Raw genomic sequence first — 25999 nt, 5'->3', positions numbered from 1 at the left:
CTCGGTTTCAGCGATGGTTTTATTAATTTCGATTGAGTCCATGCGGTTATTATCGCACAGGTTTTCAGGGTGGTTTTTTTGTCTCTGAGGCTTACTGTGGCGACTTTTTAGAAGCGGAATGCTGATGTGCTATTCTGAGCAAAAAACATTGATAATCAGGTGTGTTAATAGCAGTTTAATGCGGCGTTTAAGTGGTATTCTGAAAGAAGTGCTTAAATTCGGGAAAATATAAAAAAACCTGTCAAGCGATTTTTATATTAAATTGTGCTGAATGGTTACAAGTTACAAGACTTGTTATGGGATAACATATACAGCAGCCTTCAACATTCCCAGTCACCTACAACTAAACCTAAAGTCTCTCGTTTTAAATTATTATTGCGAGAATACTTTTTCAGCAATTTCCACTCACTTGATACTAGCCAACTCTATGAAGTTATTTCATCGGAAATCCATCCTGCTACTATGTCACAAATTACGGCGTGTCTAGTTTTCTTAAATAGTGGCGGTAGCCCAACAGCTTTCCCCAAGCGAGGTAGTGGAATCGATTTTTATGATCAACACTATCTAATAAAACTATCTGAATACATTAAAAAAATGCATTTAATGACAAAGGTGTAATTTCACCTAACAATTTAATTACAATATTTTGCCACTCTTTAAATGCTTATGGCTCTCGTTTCGCTATGACTGACTCACACCGTGGTTTGTTTTTGAGCCTGTCAGATTCAATGACCCATAATGAAATGAAAATGTCTGTAAACCTTGGAAAGCTTTTACAAAACAATAGCTCGTCCATCATTATTTTTGCGACCAATAGCAATCTTACACAAGTGAATTGTATGGCATTATCCTAGTCTAAAAAATACGTTTGTATTATGAATTGCATGTTACCAACAGGGTTTGAAGTCGGTTTAATAGACATCTCAAACAATATAGATGCACAAACATTCAGGAACAGACTGAACAACCTTATCAGCCGCAGCTTGGGGCTCCTTCCTAGAGGGGTAAGCCACTATCATTACGCAATATTAGAACAGACCCGGCCAACGCCAACACTTCGTCGAAATGCATTCCTTTCCAGATAGCTCTACTTATAACTCTTCCATAAATAATCAAACTGTTTTTTAAATTCACTCACTAGCTTGGTATGGCCAGTAATTACTAGGTTTTCCTGGTTTTTTTCTGATGCGGTTCGCGTCCAGTTAAAACTGCCATTGACTAATAGCGCATCATCAACCAAAGCAAATTTGTGGTGCATATGCCACGGTGTTTCATCCAAGCGGACAGGAACGCCTTGCTCTTTCAGAAAAAACACATCACTACCTCGATCATTGGCCTTATCATTATCAGTAATCACTCGTACCTGAACACCGCGCTGATGTGCTTTTAAAATAGCATCGGTGATTCGGTCATCTGAAATAGTAAATACACAAATATCTAAGCTGGCTCTAGCATTGCTAAGCGTTTCGATTAAGCGTTTTAGGCAATTCTGACCCGGACTAAAATCGACGGTAGGGGAAATTTCAGTTTTACTCGCCGCTTTATCAATCGTTTTTACTACCTGCTCAAGCCACCGAAGATGAATTGCAGCATCTTCGCCCCCCTTTTCCACTGGCTGGCGAACCAGCTCAAAAGCCTTATTACGTAAATAGCGAATATCAGCAATTGGCAACTGCCCAGCCAGCGCTCGCAACTCACTTTTTTCCTGAGCATCAAGGCGGAAGTCTTCCAGTGTTTGCACCAGATGCTGCTCTAACTGCTGATAATGCATACTTGTAATCCTCTGAAGCGTTTGCTTTGAATCACACACGCTAGAATGATGGTTCGGCAAGACCGACCACCGTTATATTGCTTTATTTGTCACGATTTCAACCATTCGCTCTGCCAATTAACAACCAGTTAACTCTATTAACTTCGCTTTCGACTTTCTATTACGACTTAATAGTCACTATTTATGTTCGTATTTCACATTTATCCATTTGAAAAGCTCTTTTTCTAGTCACCAATCGCGCACTATTTTTTTGATAGAAACAATAATCACTAGAGAAACCTCTCATAACTGAAGTTATTAAACATTTTTTGTTTTTTTAATGATATGCATCAGGTTATATTGGTTGAACCAATTAAATTAAAACACCCATAAGTTAGTTTGTAGTTTTTTTTCAAATAGTTGCAAAGAACAGGTACCTCTTTATTTCCTAGAGACTACCTCGTTATACGACGAATAAGCGTCAAATAGAAAAATAGTTAAAAGCTATGAAAACTTTAATTACGATTATTATTAGGTAAGCACGTTTTTGATAAAAATACTTAAATAACAAATATTTATTGTAAAGACTTTCTTTTACGAACAAAAGAAGTCACCACTTGATCATAAACCAACAACAAAAACTAGCTTGATCTGTGTCAAATGAAAAAACCAGATTCTAGATAGATTTTTAACCAGACGATGTTCGAGAAGCTTTTCCAAAAATACAGAAATCGCCACTCGACACATTTTGAGAACATCCTTAACACAAGGTGTGATAAGGATAATCTAGAGTCTCACTTTGGCGTTCTCACCCCATTGTTTACAGGCGTTGCAAGCAATCACCGGCATCACAGATGACCGGTCGCATCAGGAGATGAAAGATGTACATCCTTTCCATTGACCAGGGCACTACCAGCACTCGTGCAGTTTTATTCGACAAGCAAGGCTTACCAGCCGGTGTTGCTCAGCAAGAGTTTACTCAATACTTCCCTGCTGACGGATATGTTGAACATGACGCAGAAGAAATCTGGGCAACTACCGTTACTGTTTGTAAAAAAGTAATGGCTGAAAAAGGTATCAGTGCTTCTGATATCGCTGCGATCGGCATTACCAACCAACGCGAAACAACTGTCGTATGGGATGCAGAAACAGGCAAGCCAATTCACCACGCTATTGTTTGGCAAGACCGCCGTACTGCACCTTTATGTAAAGAATTACAAGCTGCTGGTAAAGCAGATATGGTCAGCGATAAAACGGGTTTGCTGCTAGATGCTTATTTCTCAGCAACTAAAATTGCTTGGCAATTAGACAACGTCGAAGGCGCTCGTGAATTAGCTGAAGCCGGTAAATTACGCTTTGGTACTGTTGATACCTTTTTGCTATGGCGTTTAACTGGCGGGAAATCTCACAAAACAGACGCAACCAATGCTTCTCGCACCAATCTGTTCAATATTCATACCCAAGAATGGGATCAAGAATTACTCGATTTATTCCGAGTGCCTGCTTGCATGCTGCCACAGGTTGAAGACTGCTCAGCTGACTTCGGCGTGACCGACCCTGAATTATTTGGTGGTGAAATTGCGATTACCGGCATTGCCGGTGACCAGCAAGCAGCATTATTCGGCCAAACTTGTTTTGAAGAAGGCGAAATCAAAAGCACCTACGGTACTGGTTGCTTTATGATTTTGAACACCGGCGACAAGCCGCTGAAATCAAAAAACAAGATGTTAACTACTGTTGGCTTCCGTTTAGATGGCAAAACTACTTACGCGCTGGAAGGCTCAATCTTCAACGCCGGTACCACCATTCAATGGTTACGCGACGGTTTACGTCTATTCCCCGATGCCGTTGTTACAGAATCTCTAGCCAATAAAGTCGGCGATAACCCTGGCGTTTATCTAGTACCTGCATTTACCGGTCTGGGCGCGCCTTACTGGGATCCAAACGCACGTGGCGGCATCTTCGGACTAACTCGTGACACAGGCATCAAAGAATTAGTAACAGCCGGCCTGCAATCTGTTTGCTATCAAACTAAAGATTTGATGGAAGCAATGGCTGCCGATGGCGTTCGCCCTAAAGCATTACGCGTAGATGGCGGCATGGTTGTTAATAACTGGGTTTGTCAGAACATGTCTGATGTTTTAGGCATTACCATCGACCGTCCAGTGGTTACTGAAACAACTGCTCTCGGTGTTGCATACCTAGCAGGCCTGAGAGTTGGTTTCTTTGAATCACTCGATGCACTGAAGCAACACTGGCAATCAGATCGCCGCTTCGAAGCTAAATGGGATGACGAGAAACGCTCAACTCATTATGCTGGTTGGTTAGACGCAGTTGACCGTGTTCGTACCGACAAGTAATGACTCTTTAATAATCAGGCTGGCTATTTAATTATTATTTTAGCCAGCCTGATTAATTTCACAGATTTTTTCGGAGGCGCGGTATGTCCCCCTTTATAGCTGAAATTCTCGGCACATTTTTTCTAATTTTGTTTGGTGGCGGTGTTGTTGCAAACGTCGTCTTAACTGGCACCAAGGGTAACAACTCCGGCTGGATTGTTATTACATTTGGTTGGGGCTTTGCAGTATTTACCGGTGTCGCAGTGGCAGGGCCATTTTCTGGCGCACACTTAAACCCGGCAGTGACGATTGGTTTAGCGGTCGCAGGCTTATTCCCATGGGCTGATGTTGGAACCTATATCGTTGCTGAAATGATCGGCGCCATGTTAGGTGCTCTGGGTGTATTTGCTTGTTATAAAACACACTTTGATGCAACTGAAGACAAAGGCTTAAAACTAGCAGTTTTTTCAACTGGCCCAGCCATTCGCAATACCGCCAACAACTTCATTAACGAAGTCATCGGCACCTTTGCACTGGTATTTGTCATTCTATATTTATCTGGCCCGACCTTTAGTGCAAACGGCCTAGAAAATGTACAAATCGGTTTAGGTACTTTAGGCGCATGGCCTGTAGCAGTATTAGTGACCGCGATTGGCCTCTCTCTGGGCGGCACCACCGGTTATGCAATCAACCCTGCTCGTGACCTTGGCCCACGGATTATGCACGCCATCTTGCCAATCAAAGACAAGGGCGATAGCGATTGGGGCTACAGCTGGATTCCAGTCGTTGCACCGATTGTTGGTTGTATTATTGCAGCGTTATTATGGAAAGCTCTGGTTTAAATATTAACTGAGCTTAATTTTTAATCCGAATAAAAAACCGGCCTCAATAGGCCGGTTTTTATGTCCAAGGATGGACTGTATGTCGCAAGGAAGCAGGGATGCTGGTACGACGATGTCCAAGGACGGACTGTATGTCGTAAGGAAGCAGGGATGCTGGTACGACGATGTCCAAGGATGGACTGTATGTCGTAAGGAAGCAGGGATGCTGGTACGACGATATCTAAGGATCGTAGCTCTTTCTGCCAGCAATGTTTTTTACTATTCGCTTAATGCTCGTTGATAACGTATTTCGGTAAGCAACAGATTTTCTAGATACTTTTCTGTTCCATCAGCTTCAAAACCCATCTTGTCGTAAAATGCTCGTGCAGAGTAATTTTCTTGCAGAACCCACAGCATGACCTTTTCGAACCCTGATGCTTTTAGCGTTTTGATTGCTTGAGTAAACAACTGAAAGCCTACACCTCTACCGACGTGTTTTGGATCGAGATAAATTGAAGTAATCTCGCCTACTTTTTCAGAGTTTTGATCTGAATCTCTGCAGCGGCAAATATGGACAAAACCAATAATTTGTTGGTTGTCCACTGCGACAAAAAGATCACCCAGAGATTGTTCAAGAATTTTATTCCAAGACACCTTTCTTTTTTCAACATCAAGACCGTCAAGAAACGACTGATTAATAATGCCTTTGTAAGCATGTTGCCATGACAGCACATGTATCTTTGAGACTTCAGCTACGTCTTTTTTTATTGCTTTTCTGATCATAACGGAATAATTGCGCTTTATATTCTTAGTGCACTAGAGTCATTTACCAGCACTATTTTTAGGTCTGAGTACCAAATAGAGCAATGGTCCGATTGAAACAAATGTCAATGTTAATAATGCATAGGGCAACCAATGCTTAATTGTTTTCCCTCTACCTTTTATATCGTGATACATCCAAATAAGAGCTAAAATCGCCATGATGTACAAATCAACAACTACCTGTGCAGTATCTGGGCTGGATATCAATTGATAACCAAAACTGAGCAGAGATTGTTCTGCAATTGACATCGTATAACCGGTATAGCCAGCAAACGAAATTAATAGGATAAGGCAAACATTTCTCAGGTTCATAATTCAATTCCATTTGATTATTCATGATTGGCAGCCCAAACACCAACGATGAAGACATTGATGTTTTTGAACTTCTTTTCCTCTGCCTTCAATACGTCTACAAAGACCAAAGATTAACTTAGGTAGGTTGATTAGAACTAGCCTTAAACAACCTACCGATATACCACCACCGGCAGATTATTTTGCCGACAAGTTGCTTCAAAACTATTCAGCATTAAACCGGCAATAGTCATTGGGCCAACGCCGCCAGGTACTGGGGTAATCGCTGCTGCTTTTTCGCTGACCGATGCAAAATCAATATCACCAACCAAACCACCTTTGCCTTGTTTAGCGGTTTGATCCCAGGTTAATCCGACATCAATTAACACTGCTTCAGCTTTTACCCAATCGGCTTTCACCAATTTTGGTGCACCAGCTGCGGCGATAATAATATCTGCCTGTTGGCACAAAGCAGCCAAGTTTTTAGTCTTGCTATGGGCAATTTGTACCGAGCAATCAGCATTTAACAACATGGCCGCCATTGGCTTGCCAACCAGCGTTGAACGGCCAATCACTAACGCATTTTTACCGGATAAATCAGAAAGCACCGAGTCAATTAAAATCATGCAACCTAAAGGCGTGCACGATTTAATACCATCTTGATTGGCGAATAATTTACCGAGGTTTTGTGGGTGCAAACCATCAACATCTTTTTCCGGATTAATGGTTTCAATAATTAAATTTTCATCGATATGTTTTGGCAAAGGCAATTGAACCAAAATACCATTAATATTCTGATCTAAATTTAACTGCTGAATTTTTTGCAACAATTGATCTTGGCTAATTTCAGCTGGCAAATGTAAATCGCTCACTTGCATGCCTAAGTCATTAGCGGTTTTTAATTTACTTCTTACATAGCTGGCACTGTCTGCATTTTCGCCGACTAACACACAAGCTAAATGTGGCACCTTTTGATGCTGTTGCTTCAACTGGCTGATTTGCTGTTTTAACCAGACTTTCACATTGGCCGCTATCGCTTTGCCATCAATAATCTGTGCTGTCACACAACTTCTCCGAATATTTTTGCCGGGTTAAAAGCCGATCAATACGATGCAGCTTGCGAGCAGGTTTCAATCTACTGCGAATCATAACAAAAAGCCCGAGCATCAACTGCCCGGGCTTTTTTAATTTCTAGTGAAATTTACAAACCAACCGGACTCATGCCCGCTGGGACAAATCGGTGGCTGTATTCACTTTCATAATGCGCTTTTTGGCGCTGGGTTGCGGTCACTGCATTTCGCATGAGTACCGATACTGTAACCGGGCCAACACCGCCGGGAACCGGAGTAATCCAACCGGCAACTTGGCTACAGCTTTCGAAATCAGCATCGCCAACCACTTTGGAATTACCTTGTGCATCGACCACTTGGTTAATGCCGATATCAATTACTGCAGCACCTGGCTTGAGCATATCGCCAGTCACTAAACCTGCTTTACCTACCGCAACAAATACCACATCGGCACGACGAGTATGTACTGCCACATTATGCGTCATATGATGGCAAACAGTCACCGTAGCACCTTCGGCTAACAACAAGAAAGCAATTGGCTTACCGACAATTTCTGAATGGCCAATAACCACCACTTCCAGCCCTTCGAGTTTTAGGCCGGTGCTTTTAAGAATTTCAACCGCCGCCATTGCTGTACAAGGGCCAAGTTCCATTTCTTTATAAACAATATTACCGATAGATTCTGGGTGCATTCCTTCGACATCTTTTAAAGGATGAACCGCTTTTTGCAGCGCTTTTACGTTGAGGTGAGCGGGCATTGGCCGCTGAAGAATAATACCTGAAACACTTGGATCGGCATTCAAGCCAGCTATCGCTGCCTGCATTTCTGCTTCGGTAATGCTTTCTGGTAAGCGCTTTTCTCTGAAAGCAATACCTGCCTGCTCGGCAATACGCTTTTGGTTTCGGACATAGAGTGCCGCTTCTTGTACATCTCCGACCATCACAGAAATTAGCTGGGGATTCCAACCCTGCTCTTTCAAAACTTCAACATCCTGGCTAATAACCTTCAGGTTACCTGCCGCGTGGGCCCGGCCGTCTATGACCTTCTGATCCATAAGCTTTTCCTCTGCGTCGGTAAGATCGTTCGGCAACCAAGATTTTCTTGCCTGCACATTTGTTCTGTTCATAGTCCAGACCACTCCTCGGGGAGCCAGATCCTTTAGCAACCCGTTATTGTTATTATTATTTTGTAATTCATCTATTACGCGATGATCACGGGCTTAGTCCGCAGCAAAAGCCTGTGAAACTGATGAGCGATTAACAAAATCGTCATAGATCCATCAAGATTTTGCCAGCACCCTAACGCCAGATTGCTCAGGCTGCAATCCCTGACAGGCAAAATAGTAAAAAAATCACTGAGTGTTTGTTGCGATCTAGATGCTAATACTTTGATGTCAATAAAGAACTGACTTAAAACAAATGGTCAGTCCAATATTGAAAATGAAAGACTGCAGCAGCGTTCTAATCCACCGCAGAGGCCAGTCCGGCGCAGGTCTTAATCTACCAATCTAATCTACGGCAGAAGTCGAACTCTGCTGCTTTAGTATTTGATTCATACCCTTGTCTAGTGTTTGCTTCAACAATTGCGGGTCTTGCTGCTGACTTAAGTCTGCTTTGAGATCAATCAGCGAGTTGGCCACATTCAATTGGTGCCTTTGCTGTTGTAATTGGCTTTTCTGTTTTTCTACCTGCAATACTTCACGGTTATTTTTATTATCTGGATTGGAGAACAATCGTTGAAAGCGAGCCACCAGCTCTTGCAACATGCTGTAGTAAACTTCTGAAGCAAAACCGCTTAATAGCGCCACTAACGGTTTACCAAATTCACTAGCAGAAGTTGGCACTACCTCTGCCATGATAATCCCACACATCAGGCCCATGATCAGCCGAGTCCAATAGGTACTTTCTAATAATGGATTATAGGTACCCAGCCCGACATATCGATTGATAGTATATAAGTTTGAAAAGCAGGCACCGATACCAGCGCAGCACAACAAAAATGTCTCAATAACTAATAAATCCAGCCCCTGCAAATTGGCAAAACCAATTGCCAATAAATTTATTCTCATATCATTTTCGGTGTTGGATTTATCGACTAATAACTGGTGATAATTGTGGCAATTAATATCATTGGTCATACATTCGGCGACATTCACTTCGCCAATTTCCGGCAACATTGCCAAACCGATAAAAGCGACAATAAAAAATATTGATAATAGAGAAAATTGCCTTAACACCGGCAGTTTTCCTAAAAAAGTCAGGGGAGAAGATCGGCGTCGGTCTTGCGCCAGCATGGAAATCATTTGTGGTGTTGCTGGAGCAACAATTCGTGTTAATTGCTGATGGGCGCTGGCCATTTTTTTCAGTCGGTTTAATTGATCCGTCTGTAGCTCGATATTATCATCAGCTGACAACTGATGACCTAAACAGATTAATTCAACTGGCACCTCTCTTCCTTTTTCCAGCGCATATTCCAGCATGTCTTCCACCTGAAGGCGCAAACTTTCTAGTGCCGGAGTGGTTGTTTTTGTTGCAGACGTTTCCATGTCGTATCCTTGCATTCGCTCTGCATTCAGACTAGACCATAGTGTTTTTTACCACTTGCTATTTTCCTTATTGCATATCCGGCCAAATCGTTTTTTTTATTTTCTAAAAATGGCATTTAAAAATTTCAGCCCGAATTTTAAGTAAAAAAAACCCCACCGATAAAACACCGGCAGGGTTTAAGGAATGAAACTAATTTTTTAAATTAGTCTTCCATGTACTCTTCAATGCTCGGGCATGAGCAGATGAAGTGACGGTCACCGTAAGTGTTATCTACACGGTTAGCCGTTGGCCAGTACTTAGAGTCGCGAGTTGCTGCAGTAGGGAATACTGCAACTTCACGGCTGTATGGACGATTCCATTCACCCGTGATATCAACCATGGTGTGCGGTGCTTTGCACAGTGGGTTGTTATCAGCAGGCCATTCACCAGCAACTACCTGATCAATTTCACCGCGGATCTTAACCATTGCTTCGATAAAGCGATCTAGCTCAGCCTTAGGCTCAGACTCAGTAGGCTCGATCATCAAAGTTCCAGCAACCGGGAAAGACATGGTTGGTGCGTGGAAACCGTAGTCCATCAGACGCTTAGCGATATCTTCTTCAGATACGCCAGTTGCTTCTTTCAAAGGACGGATGTCGATGATGCACTCGTGAGCAACACGACCGTTACGACCGCGATACAGCACTTCGTAATGAGGTGCCAGTTTGCTTGCCAAGTAGTTAGCGTTCAGAACGGCTACTTCAGTAGACTTCTTCAGGCCAACCTTGCCCAGCATCTTCACGTACATCCAGGTAATCAGCAGGATAGAAGCTGAACCATAAGGTGCTGCTGCTACTGCGCCATTACCTTCAGTTGCCCACTCAGGCTTGCTAACTGCGTGGCCAGCAACGAAAGGAGCTAAGTGCTTTTTAACACCGATAGGGCCCATGCCTGGTCCGCCGCCACCGTGAGGAATTGCGAAGGTCTTGTGCAGGTTCAGGTGAGATACGTCAGAACCGATGAAGCCAGGCGTAGTCAAGCCAACCTGTGCGTTCATGTTCGCGCCGTCCAGGTAAACCTGTCCGCCGTACTCGTGGATCTTGGCACAGATATCAACAACTGATTCTTCGTATACACCGTGAGTCGAAGGATAAGTGATGATCAGGCAAGACAGATTTTCTTTGTGCTGCTCTGCTTTTTCATACAGGTCAGCAACATCGATGTTTCCGCTTTCGTCACACTTAACAACCACAACCTTCATGCCCATCATGGCGGCTGAAGCTGGGTTAGTACCGTGTGCTGAAGAAGGGATCAAACAAATCGTTCTGTGACCTTCGCCATTAGCTTCCTGATACTTACGGATTGCTAATAAACCAGCGTATTCACCCTGTGCGCCAGAGTTAGGCTGCATGCAAACCGCATCGTAGCCAGTAATCTCTGCTAAACCAGCTTCCAGTTCACGGATCATTTCCATGTAACCTTCAGCCTGATCGCGAGGTGCGAACGGGTGCATGTTAGAGAAGCCGTTCCAAGTAACAGGCATCATCTCGGCTGCTGCGTTCAGCTTCATGGTACAAGATCCCAGAGGAATCATGCCGTGAACCAGAGAGTAATCTTTGTTTTCTAGCTTCTTCAGGTAGCGCATCATTTCTGATTCGCTGTGGTGCGTGTTGAAGATTGGATGGCTCAGAATATTGTCATCACGACGTAATTCTGCAGCGAAGCCGCTGTTACCATTAACCTGAGCTTCCAGAGAAGCTACTTCAACACCGTGATCAGCGCCTAAAACGATTTCCAGCAAATCTGCAACATCAGACAGCTCAGAAGTTTCGTCCAGGTTGATACTGATACGACCGTCAGCGATCAGGCGCAGGTTGCAACCTTTAGCCAGTGCGCGTGCATTAACTGCAGCTTGGTCGATACCTTCTACTGTCACGCAATCGAAGAAAGTTGCGTTGGAACGCTTAACGCCACCCAACTCCAGACCTTTAGCCAAGATAGAAGTCAAACGCAGTACTTTTTCTGCGATGCGCTTCAGGCCTTGTGGTCCGTGATAAACCGCGTAGAAACCAGCCATGTTGGCTAACAGTGCCTGCGCAGTACAAATGTTTGAAGTCGCTTTGTCACGACGGATGTGCTGCTCACGGGTTTGCATTGCCAAACGCAGGGCTGGATTGCCATTGCTGTCGACAGAAACACCAATGATGCGGCCAGGAACTGAACGCTTCAGCTTCTCGCTTGATGCCATATATGCAGCGTGAGGACCGCCGAATCCCATTGGAACGCCAAAGCGCTGGGTATTACCGACAACAACGTCAGCGCCCAATTCACCAGGTGACTTCAACAGAATCAATGCCAGTGGATCAGCAGCAACCGATACCATCGCTTTTTGTGCTTTAGCAGCATCAACTAACGATTTCAGGTCAGCTACGTCACCGTAAGTGCCTGGGTATTGCAGCTGAACACCAAATACTTCGTGGTTAGCCAGATCCGTTGCAGGATTGCCAACAATCACTTCCCAGCCAAAATATTCAGCACGGGTTTTGATTACGTCCAACGTCTGAGGATGTACATCGTCAGCAACGAAGAATTTATTACTCTTGAGCTTGTTAGAACGCTTACACAACGCCATTGCTTCGGCAGCTGCAGTCGCTTCGTCCAGCAAGGAGGCGTTAGCCAGATCCATGCCGCTCAAATCCATTACCATTTGTTGGAAGTTCAACAAGCCTTCCAAACGGCCTTGAGAAATCTCTGGCTGATATGGAGTGTAAGCTGTGTACCAACCTGGATTTTCAAATACGTTACGTAAAATAACGTGAGGAACATGTGTGCCGTGATAGCCCATACCAATGTAGCTACGGTTTACTGTGTTCTTTTCTTCGAGCTTTTTCAGATAAGCCAGTGCATCGACTTCGCTGACAGCGTCTTCCATATTCAGGTCGCGACCCAAACGGATGCTCTCAGGCAAAGTGGTTTCTACTAACTGATCCAGAGATTCAACACCTAATTCAGCCAGCATGGCTTTTTGTTCGGTGGCATCAGGGCCAATATGGCGGCCGATGAATTCGTCACTGGAAGACAGCTGATCTAGTGTGCTATTTGATGTGGTCATTTCTACAACCTGTATCCGGCAGATGAGCAACGCGGGCGGATTATCACGACATCTCTATGAAATGCCAAAAAAAATTTCCGCTAAATTGCAGTTAGCTCTAGGTAAAACCCTGACGACAGAAACCTTTGGTTGATCTGACAAAGTCAAATCTAACCTGTGTGCAACTTTGGCTTCTGAAACTCAAATTAGGTCGAACATCGAAACTTGCTAAGCAATGTGCAGGCAAAGCGCCGATAAAAAAGGGCAGGTAAACGAGCAACAGCATTCGCTTGGCCTGCCCTGATTACGCTTTTTCTATTGGGAAATTATTCCGCGATAGATTCTGCGTAAACTTCAGCATTCATCAGATTGTCCAGCTCAGAAGCGTCAGACAATTTGATTTTTGCAATCCATGCACCACCGAAGCTATCGGTGTTTACTAGCTCAGGCTCGTCATCTAAAGCTTCGTTAGCTTCAACAACTTCACCGCTTACTGGTGCGTAAACGTCAGATGCAGCCTTTACAGACTCAACCAATGCAAAACCTTCACCAGCAGTAGTTTCTGAACCCACTTCTGGCAGTTCAACGAATACTACGTCACCCAATAATTCCTGAGCGTGCTCACTAATGCCAACAGTTACAGTTCCGTCACCGTTGTCTTTTACCCACTCATGGGAGCTAGCGAACTTCAGTTCAGATGGAATATTGCTCATTTCGAAAAACCTCTTAAATCACCGGTACGGATATTATGAATACAGCGGGAAGCGAGCACACAGTGCTTCAACTTTCGCTTTAACTTCAGCTTCTACAGCAGCATTACCTTCTGGCGACGCTACCAATGCATCCAAAACGTCGTTGATCAAATTACCAATCAGACGGAATTCTTCAACACCGAAGCCACGGCTAGTGCCCGCTGGAGTGCCCAGACGAATACCGGAAGTGATCATTGGCTTTTCAGAATCAAATGGGATGCCGTTTTTGTTACAAGTAATGCCTGCGCGCTCTAGAGCAACTTCAGTCACATTACCTTTCAGTCCCTTAGGACGCAGGTCAACCAGCATCAGGTGAGTATCGGTACCACCAGTTACGATATCGCAACCGCGCTCGATCATCACTTCAGCCAACGCAACAGCGTTTGCCTTAACTGCTTGGATATAACCTTTGAATTCTGGCTGCAGCGCTTCACCGAATGCTACGGCTTTAGCTGCGATTACGTGCTCTAAAGGACCACCTTGCAGACCAGGGAATACTGCAGAGTTGATCTTCTTAGCAATCGCTTCGTTGTTGGTAAGGATCATACCGCCACGAGGACCACGAAGTGTCTTGTGGGTAGTAGTCGTTACAACATCAGCGTATGGCATTGGGCTTGGGTGTTCGCCAGTAGCGACCAGACCAGCAATGTGAGCCATATCGACCATCAGGATTGCGCCAACTTTATCAGCGATCTGACGGAAGCGAGGGAAATCGATTTCGCGAGGAATGGCAGAACCACCAGCGATGATCATTTTTGGTTCGCATTCAACTGCAATTCTTTCAATCTCGTCGTAGTCCATGCGCAGATCAGATTCTGCAACGCCGTATTGAACTGCGTTGAACCACTTACCAGATAATGCAGGACGTGCACCGTGAGTCAGGTGTCCACCCGCATCCAGAGACATACCTAAAATGGTGTCGCCTGGCTGCAATAACGCCAACTTAACTGCGCCGTTTGCTTGAGCGCCTGAGTGAGGCTGAACGTTAACAAAACCACAATCAAATAATTGTTTTGCACGTTCAATCGCTAAAGATTCAACGATATCAACATGCTCACAGCCGCCGTAGTAACGACGTCCTGGATAGCCTTCCGCATACTTGTTAGTCAGCAGTGAACCCTGCGCTTCCATTACTGCCTTGGAAACAATGTTTTCCGAAGCAATCAGCTCGATCTGGGTTTCCTGGCGGTCGGCTTCCAGCCCGATCGCAGCGAAGATATCTGCATCAATTGCTTTGAGATCTTCTGAGAAAAAGCGCGCCCTGTTGGCGTTCGGGTAGTTCTTGCTCATGATTACATCCGTTTTTGCTAGTTGTGTGCAACAAAGCTTTTCGGCTTTGGCTAAGCAGGCTATCGCTTATGGCAACAACCTACCTTTGTTTTTAAAAAAGTATTGGGTAATTTGGCGCCTAGGTTAACAAGCCACCACATTCACAGCCAAACCACCAGTAGAGGTTTCTTTGTACTTCTCTTGCATATCGACGCCAGTCTGGCGCATGGTTTCAATCACGCTATCTAAAGGTACGTGATGCTCGCCATCGCCTTGCATTGCCAGGCGCGCTGCATTAATTGCCTTTACTGCCCCCATGGTATTTCGCTCAATACAAGGTACTTGTACTAAACCACCAATTGGGTCACAGGTCAGACCAAGATTATGTTCCATACCAATTTCAGCAGCATTTTCTATTTGCTGGTTGGTACCGCCCATGACGGCGCATAATGCACCAGCGGCCATAGAACACGCCACACCAATTTCACCTTGGCAGCCAACTTCTGCTGCAGAAATCGATGCGTTCTTTTTGTACAACATGCCAATCGCCGCTGAAGTAGTTAAAAAGGTACGAATACCTTCTTTTGTACTACCGTGAACAAAACGATCGTAATAAGCCAAAACTGCAGGAATAACACCAGCAGCACCATTCGTTGGTGCGGTAACCACACGGCCACCTGCTGCATTTTCTTCATTTACTGCAATGGCAAACAAATTGACCCAATCCATAACACCCAAACTGTCTTTAAATGCAGCTTCAGGTTTGCTGATTAAATCATTTTTTAATTTATTTGCACGGCGGCGAATATTTAATCCACCAGGCAATATTCCGGTTTGTTCACAACCACGGCGAATACAACCATCCATTACCGCCCAAAGCTGGTCTAACCCTTTTTCGAGTTTTTCTTGGCCAGAAATGATTTTTTCATTTTCTAAAACCATCTCAGAAATGGTCAAACCATTTTTGTCTGCCAATTCAATCAGTTCTTTGGCATTTTCAAACGGGTAGGGTATTTTAACACCTGATGTATCGCTACCCTTTTGATCAATTTCTGCATCACTTAATACAAAACCACCGCCCACCGAGTAATAAATATTCTGGTATAAAACAATACCAGCATCATCGGATACTTGTATTTTCATACCGTTAGGGTGTTTTGGAAGTGAGTGCCCGAAATTGAAAATCAAATGTTCTTTTTCGATAAAATCTATTGAATATTTTCCGGCAAGGACGATTTTTTTCTTTTTACGGATATTTTCAATAGTTGGTAATACCGAATCTGGATCGACACTATCTGGTGCTTCACCACCAAGACCAATCATAATTGCAACATCAGTTGCGTGGCCTTCACCGGTCATTGCTAGCGAGCCGTAGAGGTCAATCCTGACAGAAGCAATCTTTTCAAACAGTTGGCGCTCTTCCAACTCAGCAAGAAAACGATTCCCCGCGACCATAGGACCTACGGTATGAGAACTTGAGGGACCGATCCCAACCTTAAATAGGTCGAAAATGCTTAGAGCCATCTATCTAACCTCGATCTATTCCAAAATTTCCATTCTAAGAAAATTCTAGATAGTTATATGAGTCTGCCTGAAAAAATCAGCCATCAAAAAAACTATCAAGCAGCAGCTTATCCTTAACAAGCTAACAACGGCGTCCCATTAGTTCAACTTAGTATTTTTTTTAAAAAGCTACAGCACGCTGATAAACGGCAGCTATTGGTTTGACCAACAGTTTTACTGATCAGAGTTCATGTTAATTAAGTTTATCCTATTAAAACAATAACCACTGAAAACATATGGTTAGAATCTTGATAAGTTAAACTTATCAAGAATAGATCTTTTTTTTACTACTTTGGTCTTACCATTAATTCTGGATTAACGGTTTTTGCGATATTTTACTCCAGATATCAGAATTGAAAAGTCATGTTCAATAATGTAAGTTCGATTCAGCTTCTTTGAAGCTTATTATCAAAATAATCAATCAATTGTTTTTTGTAGGTTTTCTGTCTCTTGTCAGCCCCAGAGTCACAAAGTTCCCTTATAACTTACTAATTTAAACAGGGTCTTGTGCGCACAAAATCTGGAGCTGCCTCTTACATAACAAAGCAGAATGAGGTCGCTTTATATATGGAAACACTTAGTCAAATCTTCGGACAAATTAACAGCATTGTTTGGGGTCCATTAATGCTGGTGATGATCCTTGGTGTTGGTTTATTCCTTCAAATAGGTTTAAAACTGATGCCCATCCTGAAACTGGGTACGGGTTTTAAATTACTACTCAGCGGTCGTAAAGCAAAAGAAGGTGAAGCAAACGACGGTGAGCTCCCTCCTTTCCAGGCACTGATGACTGCATTAGCAGCAACAGTAGGTACCGGTAATATCGCAGGTGTTGCAACTGCAGTATTCCTCGGTGGTCCAGGTGCTTTGTTCTGGATGTGGTGTACCGCATTAGTCGGTATGGCTACCAAATTCTCTGAAGCCGTTCTGGCTGTTAAATACCGTGAAGTAGACGCAAACGGCAACCACATTGGTGGCCCTATGTACTACATCAAAAATGGTCTGGGTAAAAATTGGGCTTGGTTAGGTACTTTATTTGCCATTTTTGGTGCTATCGCTGCTTTTGGTATTGGTAATACCGTACAGTCAAACTCTATCGCTGACGTATTGCAGGCTAACTTTGCTATTCCAACCTGGGGTACAGGCTTGGCATTAATGGTATTAACCGCTGCTGTTCTTATTGGTGGTGTTAAACGTATTGGTGCAGTGGCAGGTTCTTTGGTACCTGTAATGGCGATTGCTTATTTAATTGCTGGTCTAATTGTATTATTTATTAATGCATCAGAAATACCTACAGCCCTTAGCTTGGTATTCACCCACGCATTCTCTCCAGCAGCAGCAGAAGGCGGTTTTGCCGGTGCAGCAGTATGGGCAGCAATTCGTTTCGGTGTAGCTCGTGGCGTATTCTCTAACGAAGCAGGCTTAGGTTCTGCTCCAATTGCACACGCATCAGCACAAACAAAAGAACCAGTTCGTCAGGGTTTGATTGCAATGCTCGGTACATTTATCGATACCATCATTATTTGTTCTATCACTGGTCTGGTAATTATTACTTCCGGTGCATGGACTTCTGGTGAATCAGGTGCAGCATTAACTTCTATGGCATTTGCACAAGCCTTGCCTGGTGTTGGTAATTACTTAATTGCTATTTCTCTCAGTATTTTTGCTTTTACCACTATTCTCGGTTGGTCATTCTACGGTGAGCGTTGCATGATTTATCTGGCAGGTACTAAATCAGTTCCTTTCTACCGTGCAGCATGGATTATTGCCGTGCCACTAGGCGCTGTAGTAAGCCTTGAATTCATTTGGTTGGTCGCAGATACGTTAAATGCAGCAATGGCCTTACCAAACTTAATTGCACTCGCAATGCTTAGCCCGGTGGTATTTAAGTTGACAAAAGAGTATTTTGAAAAAAATGCAAAAGAAGCATCCGCTTCTAAAGGTTAATTGATAAATGTGTCGCCCTTACGCACAACTAATTAGTAAGGGCGGCACTTTTGACCTTTGTCAGATTAATGAAGGAAAATCTAAACATCATGAGCACACAATCCGAAAGCACGCTATTAAAAACTCCTCTGTTCGATCTCCATGTGGAATTAGGCGCAAAAATGGTGCCTTTCGCTGGTTTCTCAATGCCAGTTCAATATCCACTAGGCGTAAAAAAAGAGCATTTACACACTCGCGAACAGTCTGGTCTTTTTGACGTTTCTCACATGGGTCAACTTCGTTTACACGGTGCCAATGCCGCTAAAGCGTTAGAAGCTCTCGTTCCTGTTGATATCATCGATTTGCCAGCTGGCAAACAGCGTTATGCGCTGTTCACCAATGAGCAAGGCGGTATCATGGACGACTTGATGGTGAGCAACCACGGCGATTGTTTATATGTAGTGGTTAACGCTGCATGTAAAGAACAGGATATCGCTCATTTAAAAGCTAATCTGCCTGACGACGTTACAATGGAATTACTGGATGACCGCGCATTAATGGCAGTCCAAGGTCCAGGCACAGCAGCAGCAATGGAGCGTTTAGCCCCTGAAACTGCAAAAATGGTATTCATGGATACTCAAGCCATGACCATTCAAGGCATCGACTGCTTGATCAGCCGTTCCGGTTACACCGGTGAAGACGGTTATGAAATTTCAGTACCAAATGCAGAAGCCGATAAGTTCGCGCGTCTGTTGCTGGAACAACCAGAAGTAGAAGCGATTGGCCTTGGCGCTCGCGATTCTTTACGTCTGGAATCAGGCCTTTGCCTGTACGGTCACGACTTGAACACTACTACTACACCTGTAGAAGCTAGCCTGTTATGGGCTATCAGCAAAAACCGTCGTACTGGTGGCGAACGTGCTGGTGGTTTCCCAGGCGCTGATATCATCCTGAAGCAAATTGTTGAAAAAGATCACACTCGTAAGCGTGTTGGATTAATCGGTGAAGGCCGTGCACCAATTCGTGAAGGTGTTGAATTATTTACTGCTGCTGGCGAAAAAGCCGGTGTAGTCACTTCAGGTAGCTTCGGTCCAACCACTAACTGCCCAGTATTAATGGGATATGTTGGTATTGAACATAGTGCTCTGGAAACTGAATTGTTTGCAGAAGTACGCGGTAAGAAGTTGCCAGTTAAAGTAGCACGCGCTCCATTCATCGAGCAGCGTTACTTCCGTGGTTAATTCGCTCGCTTAATTGACCCGGTCAGCTCTCAATAACTAGTCGACGTCAATATATCGGGTAACAAACTAAAAGTTTTGCACACGATAAAAAAAGAGGTCAAACCGATTTTTTAATCATGGTTAGACCAAAAAAACCCTACCTCTATTAGGTAGGGTTTTTTATTTCTATTTAATTCATCTGTCCATTTAAATATTTTCTGTCAGACCAATCTGTTAAAAAATCATCAAATAGTCTGATCAGTTAATGTCGCCTTAATACTTTTCTTTTCATTAATCCCCATTGGCGCATTATTTTTATTCTGCTCCAGCAACGCCTCTTGATCAGTTTGTAATGTTTGTTGCTCTACATTTTCCCAGTAACCTTGGGTCGCCTTAACAATCGATTTCATTAACGGTAGTTGCTCTGGCCGTTCTGCGGATTCAAATAACAGCGCCTGCCAAGCTGCTTCTTTAAAATCTGGTGCCATTCGTCCGGTTGCATGCCGAGCCCATAAGGCAGTTAACACCAGCCGCTCTTGCCATTTTTCTTTTTCTGGCGCTATTAAGGCATAGCCAGAATAATCTTGCTTAACTCGTTCGGCCCCCTGGGGATCATCTTCCAACCAGTCAGCAGCAAACTTTCGCTTCAACCAGCGTTGGCCGTTAGCTTCCCATTGCTGATATTGCTGCTCCGCAACACTGGTTAATTGACCTCTCCACAAGCTGAGCAATTCTTTCTGCGGTAAAAAGCATGGATTCCAGCCAACAATCCCTAGCACTTCAAACCACTGAAGTAATAACGGTGAAATTCTCTGATGCCGTAAACGACTGATCGCTAAAAAATGAGGGATCAATAATTTTGGATATTCCTGGTCTACCGGCAAAATACAGAAGTGTTCCTGCAGCCGCTTAATATCTTTCAAACATTGTGCTTTGGTTGATGGCGGGCCCACCCAAATATCGCTAATTCCTTCCTGCTGCTTTAAGACCATGCCACCGGTTCGATAACTTGAACCTTGTTTCCAGACCATAATTAATAGCTGGCCACCTCGGGCATCTAGCGAAGAAGCCATTAAATGAGTGAGTTTTGATTCGCCAAGCTGATCAATCGGTGTATAGCGGCGTAAACTAACAATAATTTCGTCAATTCTTACTCGCCGACCACGCGGCAACCAATTACGCATGCTAATTAAACGCCGCAGTCCTACGCTACTAATTCGTCGTTGCCAGGTTGGTTGTTGCAATAAGCGCATCGCTTGTTCAGCAACTGCTGAGCGAGGATGGAGTAAAAAAAGGATTAATGATTCGCGGTGTGCAACATAAGGGCTGCGTAATAAATTGGTTAACCACTCCAACACTCGAACCCGGGTTAAAAAACCAATCCGTTCGCCAACCGATAAAAAAACATCGTAATCTTGCTGAGGTAATGGCTCGGTCAGATTATTTTCTGCTAGCCAGTCTTCTAAATTTTCACTTTTATGTCGGCTTTGCCAAACCCGGATCGATTCCGATAAATCATGACCGATTTCCAATTCCAATAAAGCGAACTGACGCAGCAATAAACCGAGCATTTCCCGGTCGCCCATATCCTGGCGTAACCAATGACTTAATTGTTTCTGACAAAAATCCCAATCAGCCAATGCTTGGTCATCATGACCACGCACCCAGATTCGGGTTTCTAACAAGGCAACATGAGTCATGCTGGTCCAGGCCTGAATCCAGCAACGAGAAAGAGAAGCGAGCTCTGCCCGCTCAAGTGTCAGATAGAGTAGCTGCTGAAACAGATCACGCGCTGAACAGTTAGTCGCCATGGCGCGCCATTCTGGCGCAGGTTTTCCCTGTTCAAGGGTTTGACAAATATCAGCCAAGCACTTGCGTACTCGCTGCTTAAGCTCTGACATGGTGAACTCCCTTTCACCGGGGTCAATTCATCAGGCATGTACATAAAGTAAATAACCTGGCGTTTTGGATATTGAACCAAAAGCACCGGCTTCTGGTTCAAACTACTGATCCGAAGATTGGGAATCAGTGTTCAATCGCTTTATTTCGTTACGACGACTTTTATCCACTGGCCGCGGTTAGCGGCAGAACTTGTTTTTTTCGTGGATTTTACCGGCAAGCTACCGAAGCACTTGCTTGAACACTGACTATTAAAAAATCTGCAAGTTTATTATTGACCTGAATTTTTACAACGCCATTCAATCATTTAACCGACTGTTTTTACTGCGGTTGCCCAATCACTCGTCACAGAATAGCAATCCATTGCCAAACCATGTGTTAGCAGCATCACAAGCAAAAATACTGGACCATCTCCTTAGGCAGAGGTGTCTCACAAAATGGCAAAGTCGCCAATTTTGGTTCTGCAATTTTCTGCTCTAGGGTCAAAATATTTTCAGCGACTCGTTCAGCATCCGGGTCACAACAATTAGCCACCCAGCCTTCCAGTTTTAATCCGCTAAAACTAATAGCTTCCACCGTTAACAAGGCATGATTAATACAACCCAGCTTGATGCCGACCACCAGCACTACAGAAATTTCCAGCTTGCGGGCTAAATTATCAAAACCTTCATGGGTATTGAGCGGCACCTTCCAACCACCAGCACCTTCGATAATTAACTTATCGGCTCGCGACTCCATCGAATGGCAATATTGGGATAAAACCTCGGCATCCAAGCAAACGCCAGCATCTTCGGCCGCTAAATGCGGTGCAATCGCCGGTTCAAATGCATAAGGATTAATATCGGCATAGGGTAATTTGACCGAAGATGATTGCATCATCGCCACGGCATCTTCATTGCGCAGTCCCTGTGCAGTTGAATCACAACCGGCAGCTACTGGCTTAAGCCCTAACGTAGAGTGGCCACGCTGATTGAAATACTCCAGCAAGCTACAGCTCACCAGCGTTTTGCCGACACCGGTATCGGTGCCTGTAATAAATAGACCTTGCATCAGAAACAACTTAAAGAATTTGTAACGGATTTTACCCTTAGCCAGCGAGACCTCAATTGGTTTCTGTCTAAAGTGACAATAACCCCGTATTGAATGCGGAAAATCCAACCAAACCGGTCAGACCATTGATCCACCTCAAAATTTAGCTTACCAACTAATCAGCCTCAGACTGTTAACATAGAATCGTTATCAAACAGACGATATATTCCAAAAGTAATTGGCGATGCTAGTAGATGGCAAGTGAGCGAAGCCCCATGAGCTTACGGTTGTAAGTGATTAGGGTGAACGAAAGCAGCCAACGCCCGAGCGTTTTCAAGTACGATGGGTATAGTCAGTAACCAACGGCAAGTGGTTCATTCAGTGGGGTGACAATGGCCTTCTTCAGGCAAGCAGCAAGCAAACCATCGCTATCAATAAGGTTCTTCTGGCAAACAATGTTCAGCGGACTGTTACTCGCAAGTTCATTCATAACAACGGCTGCCACTGCCGATACATTATCGATTGCAGTCGCCAGTAACTTTCAAACCACACTGGCTGAAATAGCCGATCAGTTTGAAGCCAAGACCGGTCACAAAATAAAAGTGATCCCCGGTTCGACGGGTAAGCACTTCGCTCAAATCAGCCATGGCGCTCCGTTTGATTTATTTTTTGCTGCCGACGCTCGCCGACCAGAGCTGCTAGAAAAAAAACAGCTAATTGTTGCAGGATCGCGTTTTACCTACGCAGTCGGAAAATTGGTGTTGTGGAGCCCCAGCGCCGATTACAAACTTGAAAATGGTCAGGTGCTAGACGGACAAGATTTTCAGTACTTAGCAATCGCCAATCCAAAATTAGCACCCTATGGTAAAGCGGCTTGGCAATATTTACAGAAAACCCATCGAGCGCAAAAGCTCCGTAGCCAAATGGTCCGTGGCGAAAATATCGGCCAAACCTATCAGTTTGTGAAAAGTGGTAATGCACAGCTAGGGCTAGTGGCATTGTCACAAGTGATCTCGCAAATGATTTTAAACAACACTATGTCAGCCAACTACTGGCCGATTCCAGAACAAGATTACTCGCCGATCAAACAACAAGCTGTATTATTAAAAGACAGTCCACTGGCGCAGGATTTTCTAACATGGTTTAAATCAGCACCTGCCAGACAAATTATTCATCGTTATGGATATAGCACCGAGTAACATCGGCAATTGCTATTAATTTATTGGAACGTTTCATGCTATCACCGGATGATCTCAGCGCATTATGGATCACATTAAAACTGGCAGGGCTAACTACTCTGACATTATTAATACTGTGCACCCCGCTTGCATGGTGGCTTAGCCAAAGCCGCTGGCGTTTTAAGCCTTTACTAGAAGCGATTATCGCGTTGCCGCTAGTGTTGCCGCCTACTGTACTGGGCTTTTATTTATTAATTGCACTCGGCCCCAACGGCCCGCTTGGTCAATTAAGTCAGTTTTTTGGTGCCGGTAGCCTGGCATTTAGCTTTACTGGTTTGTTAATTGGCTCGGTGTTTTATTCAATGCCATTTGTGGTTCAGCCATTACAAAATGCTTTTACTAATTTGGGCGATCGACCATTAGAAGTTGCTGCCACATTAGGCGCATCTCCTATTGACCGTTTTTTCTCGGTGATTTTCCCAATGGCCAGAAGCGGTTATTTAACCGCAGCGGTTTTGGGTTTTGCCCACACCTTGGGAGAATTTGGCGTAGTGTTAATGATTGGCGGCAATATTCCTGGCGAAACTCAAGTTTTATCCATCGCCATTTATGACCATGTTGAATCACTGGAATACACCCAAGCCCATTTATTATCTGGCGGATTATTAATTTTATCGCTATTAATGTTGCTTTCGGTTTACGGTTTAAATCGTCGTTTCTCAGTAATGAATACCAAACATTAGTTTTCAGGGCCTTTTCTAAATAATGCAGATTAAAGCCGATTTAAAAATACAGCGTGGCGACTTTCAACTCAGTGCCAAATTCAGCGTTCCTGCCAAAGGCATTACCGCAATATTCGGCCCATCGGGTTGTGGGAAAACTACCTTACTAAGAATTTTGGCTGGGCTGGAAGATAACGCCAGCGGCACGCTTTCGATCGGCGATAACCATTGGCAAACTGAACAATCAAGCCTTCCAACTTGGCAGCGCCCTATCGGCTATGTATTTCAAGAAGCCAGTCTATTCCCGCATTTGTCAGTAATTGAAAACCTAAAATATCCATTAAAAAGAATTAACAATCGGCAGCGACAAAAAAGCAACAAACCACAATTAGAACTATCGAAAATTATTCAATTAACCGGTATTGAGCATTTAATTGATCGATTGCCAGCGTCACTCTCTGGCGGAGAACGTCAGCGAGTCGCAATTGCCAGAGCATTATTGACTCAACCAGAATTACTATTAATGGACGAGCCGCTATCGGCATTGGATCTTAAAAGTAAGTCTGAACTGCTGCCCTTTCTTGAGCAACTGCACCAGCAATTAGACATACCAGTTTTCTATGTCAGCCACAGCCCGGAAGAAGTCGCTCGATTAGCCGATCAGTTAATTTTAATGGAATCAGGTAAAGTCACCGCCGTCGGCCCACTGGCTGAAATGCTAGCCCGAAATGATACTTTAATCGCCCAGCGGGAAGATGCTTTTAGCGTATTGCAATGTAAGGTGATTTCTCATCAACCGGCTCATCATTTAACTGAACTTGAATTCGGTCAACAACGATTACGCATTCCAATGATCGATGCAGCAGCAGGCTCAAACGTCAGGTTAAGAGTACAGGCCAGGGATATTAGTATTAATCTGGATTGCCCGCAGCTGAGCAGTATTTTAAATATATTACCGGCTACCATTACCGATATTTCTAACGGTCAGTTAGAGCAGAGTTTACCCGGACAACGGCTGGTTCAATTGCAGGTAGGCGATGCTTTAATCAACGCCAAGATCTCAGATTATTCCTGCAGCCGCCTGGCACTCACACCGGGGATGCAAGTATTTGCACAGATAAAAGCCATGGCTCTGTGCGGATAATCTTGTTTAGCGCCATTTAATCGAACAGCCCATGCTGGGTGACTGCTGTTTCGGACCTTGCCCGGTTTCAGCAATCTGGCGCATGGCATTTAATAGCTCTGGCACTCGAGTATCAGAACCCGACATCCCCTGATTATCAAAGCGACCTCGATATTGCAATGCACCTTGTGCATTAAAGCCAAAGAAATCCGGAGTACACACTGCATCATATTGCTGGCCTACCTGCTGATTTTCATCCACCAGATAGGGAAAAGCGAAACCATATTTCCGGGCAAAGCGTTTCATATTTACCGGTGAATCTTCTTCGAACATTTGATAATCGTTCGACATTACCGCTAGCACCTTGACACCTTCATCCATTAACAGGCTGGTATCTTTTGCTAACTGGGCTGCTATTTGCTGAACATAAGGGCAATGATTACAAATAAACATAACCAGCAAACCCTTATCACCTAATTGTTCACTTAAGGTATATGAGTTTCCGGCTGGATCTTGCAAGGTAAAATCCGGGGCTTTCCAGCCGAATTCACACAATGGCGTATCTAAAAGCATGATCTATTCCTGATTAGCGCAGGTTTGATAAAAAATTC

20 protein-coding genes are annotated in these 25999 nt (G+C 44.0%); 7 read left to right on the top strand and 13 right to left on the bottom strand.

The window, feature by feature from the left end; genetic code table 11:
* Positions 1–1087 precede the first annotated feature (1087 nt).
* Entirely contained in the window at positions 1088–1771 is a 684-nt protein-coding gene (locus tag DC094_RS21425) for a phospholipase D-like domain-containing protein (RefSeq protein ID WP_116689168.1), read from the bottom strand.
* Between the two features lie 860 nt (positions 1772–2631).
* Between DC094_RS21425 and glpK the strand changes: the two genes are divergently transcribed.
* Both glpK and DC094_RS21415 read left to right on the top strand, forming a co-directional pair.
* The gene (glpK, locus tag DC094_RS21420) at positions 2632–4110 is read left to right on the top strand and encodes a glycerol kinase GlpK (RefSeq protein WP_116689167.1); all 1479 of its coding nucleotides are present in this window, start codon (positions 2632–2634) and stop codon (positions 4108–4110) included.
* A gap of 83 nt (positions 4111–4193) precedes the next feature.
* Positions 4194–4931 (top strand): MIP/aquaporin family protein, encoded by a 738-nt coding sequence (locus DC094_RS21415; RefSeq protein ID WP_116689166.1) that lies wholly within the window; start codon positions 4194–4196, stop codon positions 4929–4931.
* 258 nt (positions 4932–5189) lie between these two features.
* Here the strand turns inward: DC094_RS21415 and DC094_RS21410 are convergent, their stop codons facing one another.
* From DC094_RS21410 to DC094_RS21370, 9 genes are all read right to left on the bottom strand, one after another.
* A complete protein-coding gene (locus tag DC094_RS21410) occupies positions 5190–5693 on the bottom strand; it encodes a GNAT family N-acetyltransferase (protein ID WP_116689165.1) in 504 nt (167 codons plus the stop codon).
* 39 nt (positions 5694–5732) lie between these two features.
* Positions 5733–6044: a DUF2834 domain-containing protein gene (locus DC094_RS21405; protein ID WP_116689164.1), complete on the bottom strand. Its 312-nt coding sequence runs from the start codon at positions 6042–6044 to the stop codon at positions 5733–5735.
* Between the two features lie 152 nt (positions 6045–6196).
* On the bottom strand, positions 6197–7087 hold the full coding sequence (folD, locus tag DC094_RS21400) for a bifunctional methylenetetrahydrofolate dehydrogenase/methenyltetrahydrofolate cyclohydrolase FolD (protein ID WP_116689163.1): 891 nt from the start codon (positions 7085–7087) through the stop codon (positions 6197–6199).
* A gap of 137 nt (positions 7088–7224) precedes the next feature.
* Positions 7225–8220 carry a bifunctional 5,10-methylenetetrahydrofolate dehydrogenase/5,10-methenyltetrahydrofolate cyclohydrolase gene (locus tag DC094_RS21395; RefSeq protein WP_206605723.1) on the bottom strand — a complete coding sequence of 332 codons (996 nt, stop codon included), beginning with the start codon at positions 8218–8220 and terminating at the stop codon, positions 7225–7227.
* 381 nt (positions 8221–8601) lie between these two features.
* Positions 8602–9639 carry a hypothetical protein gene (locus DC094_RS21390; RefSeq protein ID WP_116689162.1) on the bottom strand — a complete coding sequence of 346 codons (1038 nt, stop codon included), beginning with the start codon at positions 9637–9639 and terminating at the stop codon, positions 8602–8604.
* 203 nt (positions 9640–9842) lie between these two features.
* Positions 9843–12731 carry an aminomethyl-transferring glycine dehydrogenase gene (gcvP, locus tag DC094_RS21385; RefSeq protein ID WP_116689161.1) on the bottom strand — a complete coding sequence of 963 codons (2889 nt, stop codon included), beginning with the start codon at positions 12729–12731 and terminating at the stop codon, positions 9843–9845.
* 305 nt (positions 12732–13036) lie between these two features.
* Positions 13037–13423, bottom strand: coding sequence for a glycine cleavage system protein GcvH (gene gcvH, locus DC094_RS21380; protein WP_170114609.1), 387 nt, complete (start codon positions 13421–13423; stop codon positions 13037–13039).
* Positions 13424–13456: 33 nt separating this feature from the next.
* Entirely contained in the window at positions 13457–14752 is a 1296-nt protein-coding gene (locus tag DC094_RS21375) for a serine hydroxymethyltransferase (protein ID WP_116689160.1), read from the bottom strand.
* A 123-nt stretch (positions 14753–14875) separates the two neighbouring features.
* Positions 14876–16255: an L-serine ammonia-lyase gene (locus DC094_RS21370; RefSeq protein WP_116689159.1), complete on the bottom strand. Its 1380-nt coding sequence runs from the start codon at positions 16253–16255 to the stop codon at positions 14876–14878.
* A gap of 606 nt (positions 16256–16861) precedes the next feature.
* On the opposite strand from DC094_RS21370, the gene DC094_RS21365 reads away from it, so the two are divergent.
* Positions 16862–18238 (top strand): alanine/glycine:cation symporter family protein, encoded by a 1377-nt coding sequence (locus DC094_RS21365; RefSeq protein WP_116689158.1) that lies wholly within the window; start codon positions 16862–16864, stop codon positions 18236–18238.
* An 89-nt stretch (positions 18239–18327) separates the two neighbouring features.
* Complete coding sequence (gene gcvT, locus DC094_RS21360) at positions 18328–19458, top strand: glycine cleavage system aminomethyltransferase GcvT (RefSeq protein ID WP_116689157.1); 1131 nt, start codon at positions 18328–18330, stop codon at positions 19456–19458.
* A 224-nt stretch (positions 19459–19682) separates the two neighbouring features.
* On the opposite strand, the gene DC094_RS21355 is transcribed toward gcvT, so the two are convergent.
* Both DC094_RS21355 and bioD read right to left on the bottom strand, forming a co-directional pair.
* Positions 19683–21338, bottom strand: a complete 1656-nt coding sequence (locus DC094_RS21355) for a Y4lR family protein (RefSeq protein WP_116689156.1) — start codon at positions 21336–21338, stop codon at positions 19683–19685.
* Between the two features lie 385 nt (positions 21339–21723).
* Positions 21724–22386: a dethiobiotin synthase gene (gene bioD, locus DC094_RS21350; RefSeq protein ID WP_116689155.1), complete on the bottom strand. Its 663-nt coding sequence runs from the start codon at positions 22384–22386 to the stop codon at positions 21724–21726.
* A gap of 434 nt (positions 22387–22820) precedes the next feature.
* Between bioD and modA the strand changes: the two genes are divergently transcribed.
* Genes modA through modC form a run of 3 tightly spaced genes read left to right on the top strand, consistent with a single transcriptional unit; the run spans position 22821 to position 25409 of the window.
* The gene (gene modA, locus DC094_RS21345) at positions 22821–23564 is read left to right on the top strand and encodes a molybdate ABC transporter substrate-binding protein (RefSeq protein WP_116689154.1); all 744 of its coding nucleotides are present in this window, start codon (positions 22821–22823) and stop codon (positions 23562–23564) included.
* Positions 23565–23599: 35 nt separating this feature from the next.
* Positions 23600–24286, top strand: a complete 687-nt coding sequence (gene modB, locus DC094_RS21340; RefSeq protein ID WP_116689153.1) for a molybdate ABC transporter permease subunit — start codon at positions 23600–23602, stop codon at positions 24284–24286.
* A 22-nt stretch (positions 24287–24308) separates the two neighbouring features.
* Complete coding sequence (gene modC / locus DC094_RS21335; RefSeq protein ID WP_116689152.1) at positions 24309–25409, top strand: molybdenum ABC transporter ATP-binding protein; 1101 nt, start codon at positions 24309–24311, stop codon at positions 25407–25409.
* A gap of 6 nt (positions 25410–25415) precedes the next feature.
* On the opposite strand, the gene DC094_RS21330 is transcribed toward modC, so the two are convergent.
* Positions 25416–25961, bottom strand: a complete 546-nt coding sequence (locus DC094_RS21330) for a thioredoxin family protein (protein ID WP_116689151.1) — start codon at positions 25959–25961, stop codon at positions 25416–25418.
* Positions 25962–25999 lie beyond the last annotated feature (38 nt).

Source organism: Pelagibaculum spongiae, assembly GCF_003097315.1.
GTDB classification, from domain to species: domain Bacteria; phylum Pseudomonadota; class Gammaproteobacteria; order Enterobacterales; family Pelagibaculaceae; genus Pelagibaculum; species Pelagibaculum spongiae.
The sequence above is the reverse complement of the archived record's forward strand: the minus strand, read 5'-3'. Positions and strand labels throughout refer to the sequence as shown.

Bases quoted from the DNA above. Each gene is read 5' to 3' on its own strand.
- DC094_RS21330 (WP_116689151.1), bottom strand. From the start codon at position 25,961: ATGCTTTTAGATACGCCATTGTGTGAATTCGGCTGGAAAGCCCCGGAT.
- DC094_RS21390 (WP_116689162.1), bottom strand. From the start codon at position 9,639: ATGGAAACGTCTGCAACAAAAACAACCACTCCGGCACTAGAAAGTTTG.
- DC094_RS21370 (WP_116689159.1), bottom strand. From the start codon at position 16,255: ATGGCTCTAAGCATTTTCGACCTATTTAAGGTTGGGATCGGTCCCTCA.
- modC (WP_116689152.1), top strand. From the start codon at position 24,309: ATGCAGATTAAAGCCGATTTAAAAATACAGCGTGGCGACTTTCAACTC.
- DC094_RS21395 (WP_206605723.1), bottom strand. From the start codon at position 8,220: ATGAACAGAACAAATGTGCAGGCAAGAAAATCTTGGTTGCCGAACGAT.
- modB (WP_116689153.1), top strand. From the start codon at position 23,600: ATGCTATCACCGGATGATCTCAGCGCATTATGGATCACATTAAAACTG.
- gcvP (WP_116689161.1), bottom strand. From the start codon at position 12,731: ATGACCACATCAAATAGCACACTAGATCAGCTGTCTTCCAGTGACGAA.
- DC094_RS21375 (WP_116689160.1), bottom strand. From the start codon at position 14,752: ATGAGCAAGAACTACCCGAACGCCAACAGGGCGCGCTTTTTCTCAGAA.
- DC094_RS21410 (WP_116689165.1), bottom strand. From the start codon at position 5,693: ATGATCAGAAAAGCAATAAAAAAAGACGTAGCTGAAGTCTCAAAGATA.
- DC094_RS21415 (WP_116689166.1), top strand. From the start codon at position 4,194: ATGTCCCCCTTTATAGCTGAAATTCTCGGCACATTTTTTCTAATTTTG.
- DC094_RS21355 (WP_116689156.1), bottom strand. From the start codon at position 21,338: ATGTCAGAGCTTAAGCAGCGAGTACGCAAGTGCTTGGCTGATATTTGT.
- DC094_RS21365 (WP_116689158.1), top strand. From the start codon at position 16,862: ATGGAAACACTTAGTCAAATCTTCGGACAAATTAACAGCATTGTTTGG.
- DC094_RS21405 (WP_116689164.1), bottom strand. From the start codon at position 6,044: ATGAACCTGAGAAATGTTTGCCTTATCCTATTAATTTCGTTTGCTGGC.
- gcvT (WP_116689157.1), top strand. From the start codon at position 18,328: ATGAGCACACAATCCGAAAGCACGCTATTAAAAACTCCTCTGTTCGAT.
- gcvH (WP_170114609.1), bottom strand. From the start codon at position 13,423: ATGAGCAATATTCCATCTGAACTGAAGTTCGCTAGCTCCCATGAGTGG.
- glpK (WP_116689167.1), top strand. From the start codon at position 2,632: ATGTACATCCTTTCCATTGACCAGGGCACTACCAGCACTCGTGCAGTT.
- DC094_RS21425 (WP_116689168.1), bottom strand. From the start codon at position 1,771: ATGCATTATCAGCAGTTAGAGCAGCATCTGGTGCAAACACTGGAAGAC.
- bioD (WP_116689155.1), bottom strand. From the start codon at position 22,386: ATGCAAGGTCTATTTATTACAGGCACCGATACCGGTGTCGGCAAAACG.
- modA (WP_116689154.1), top strand. From the start codon at position 22,821: ATGTTCAGCGGACTGTTACTCGCAAGTTCATTCATAACAACGGCTGCC.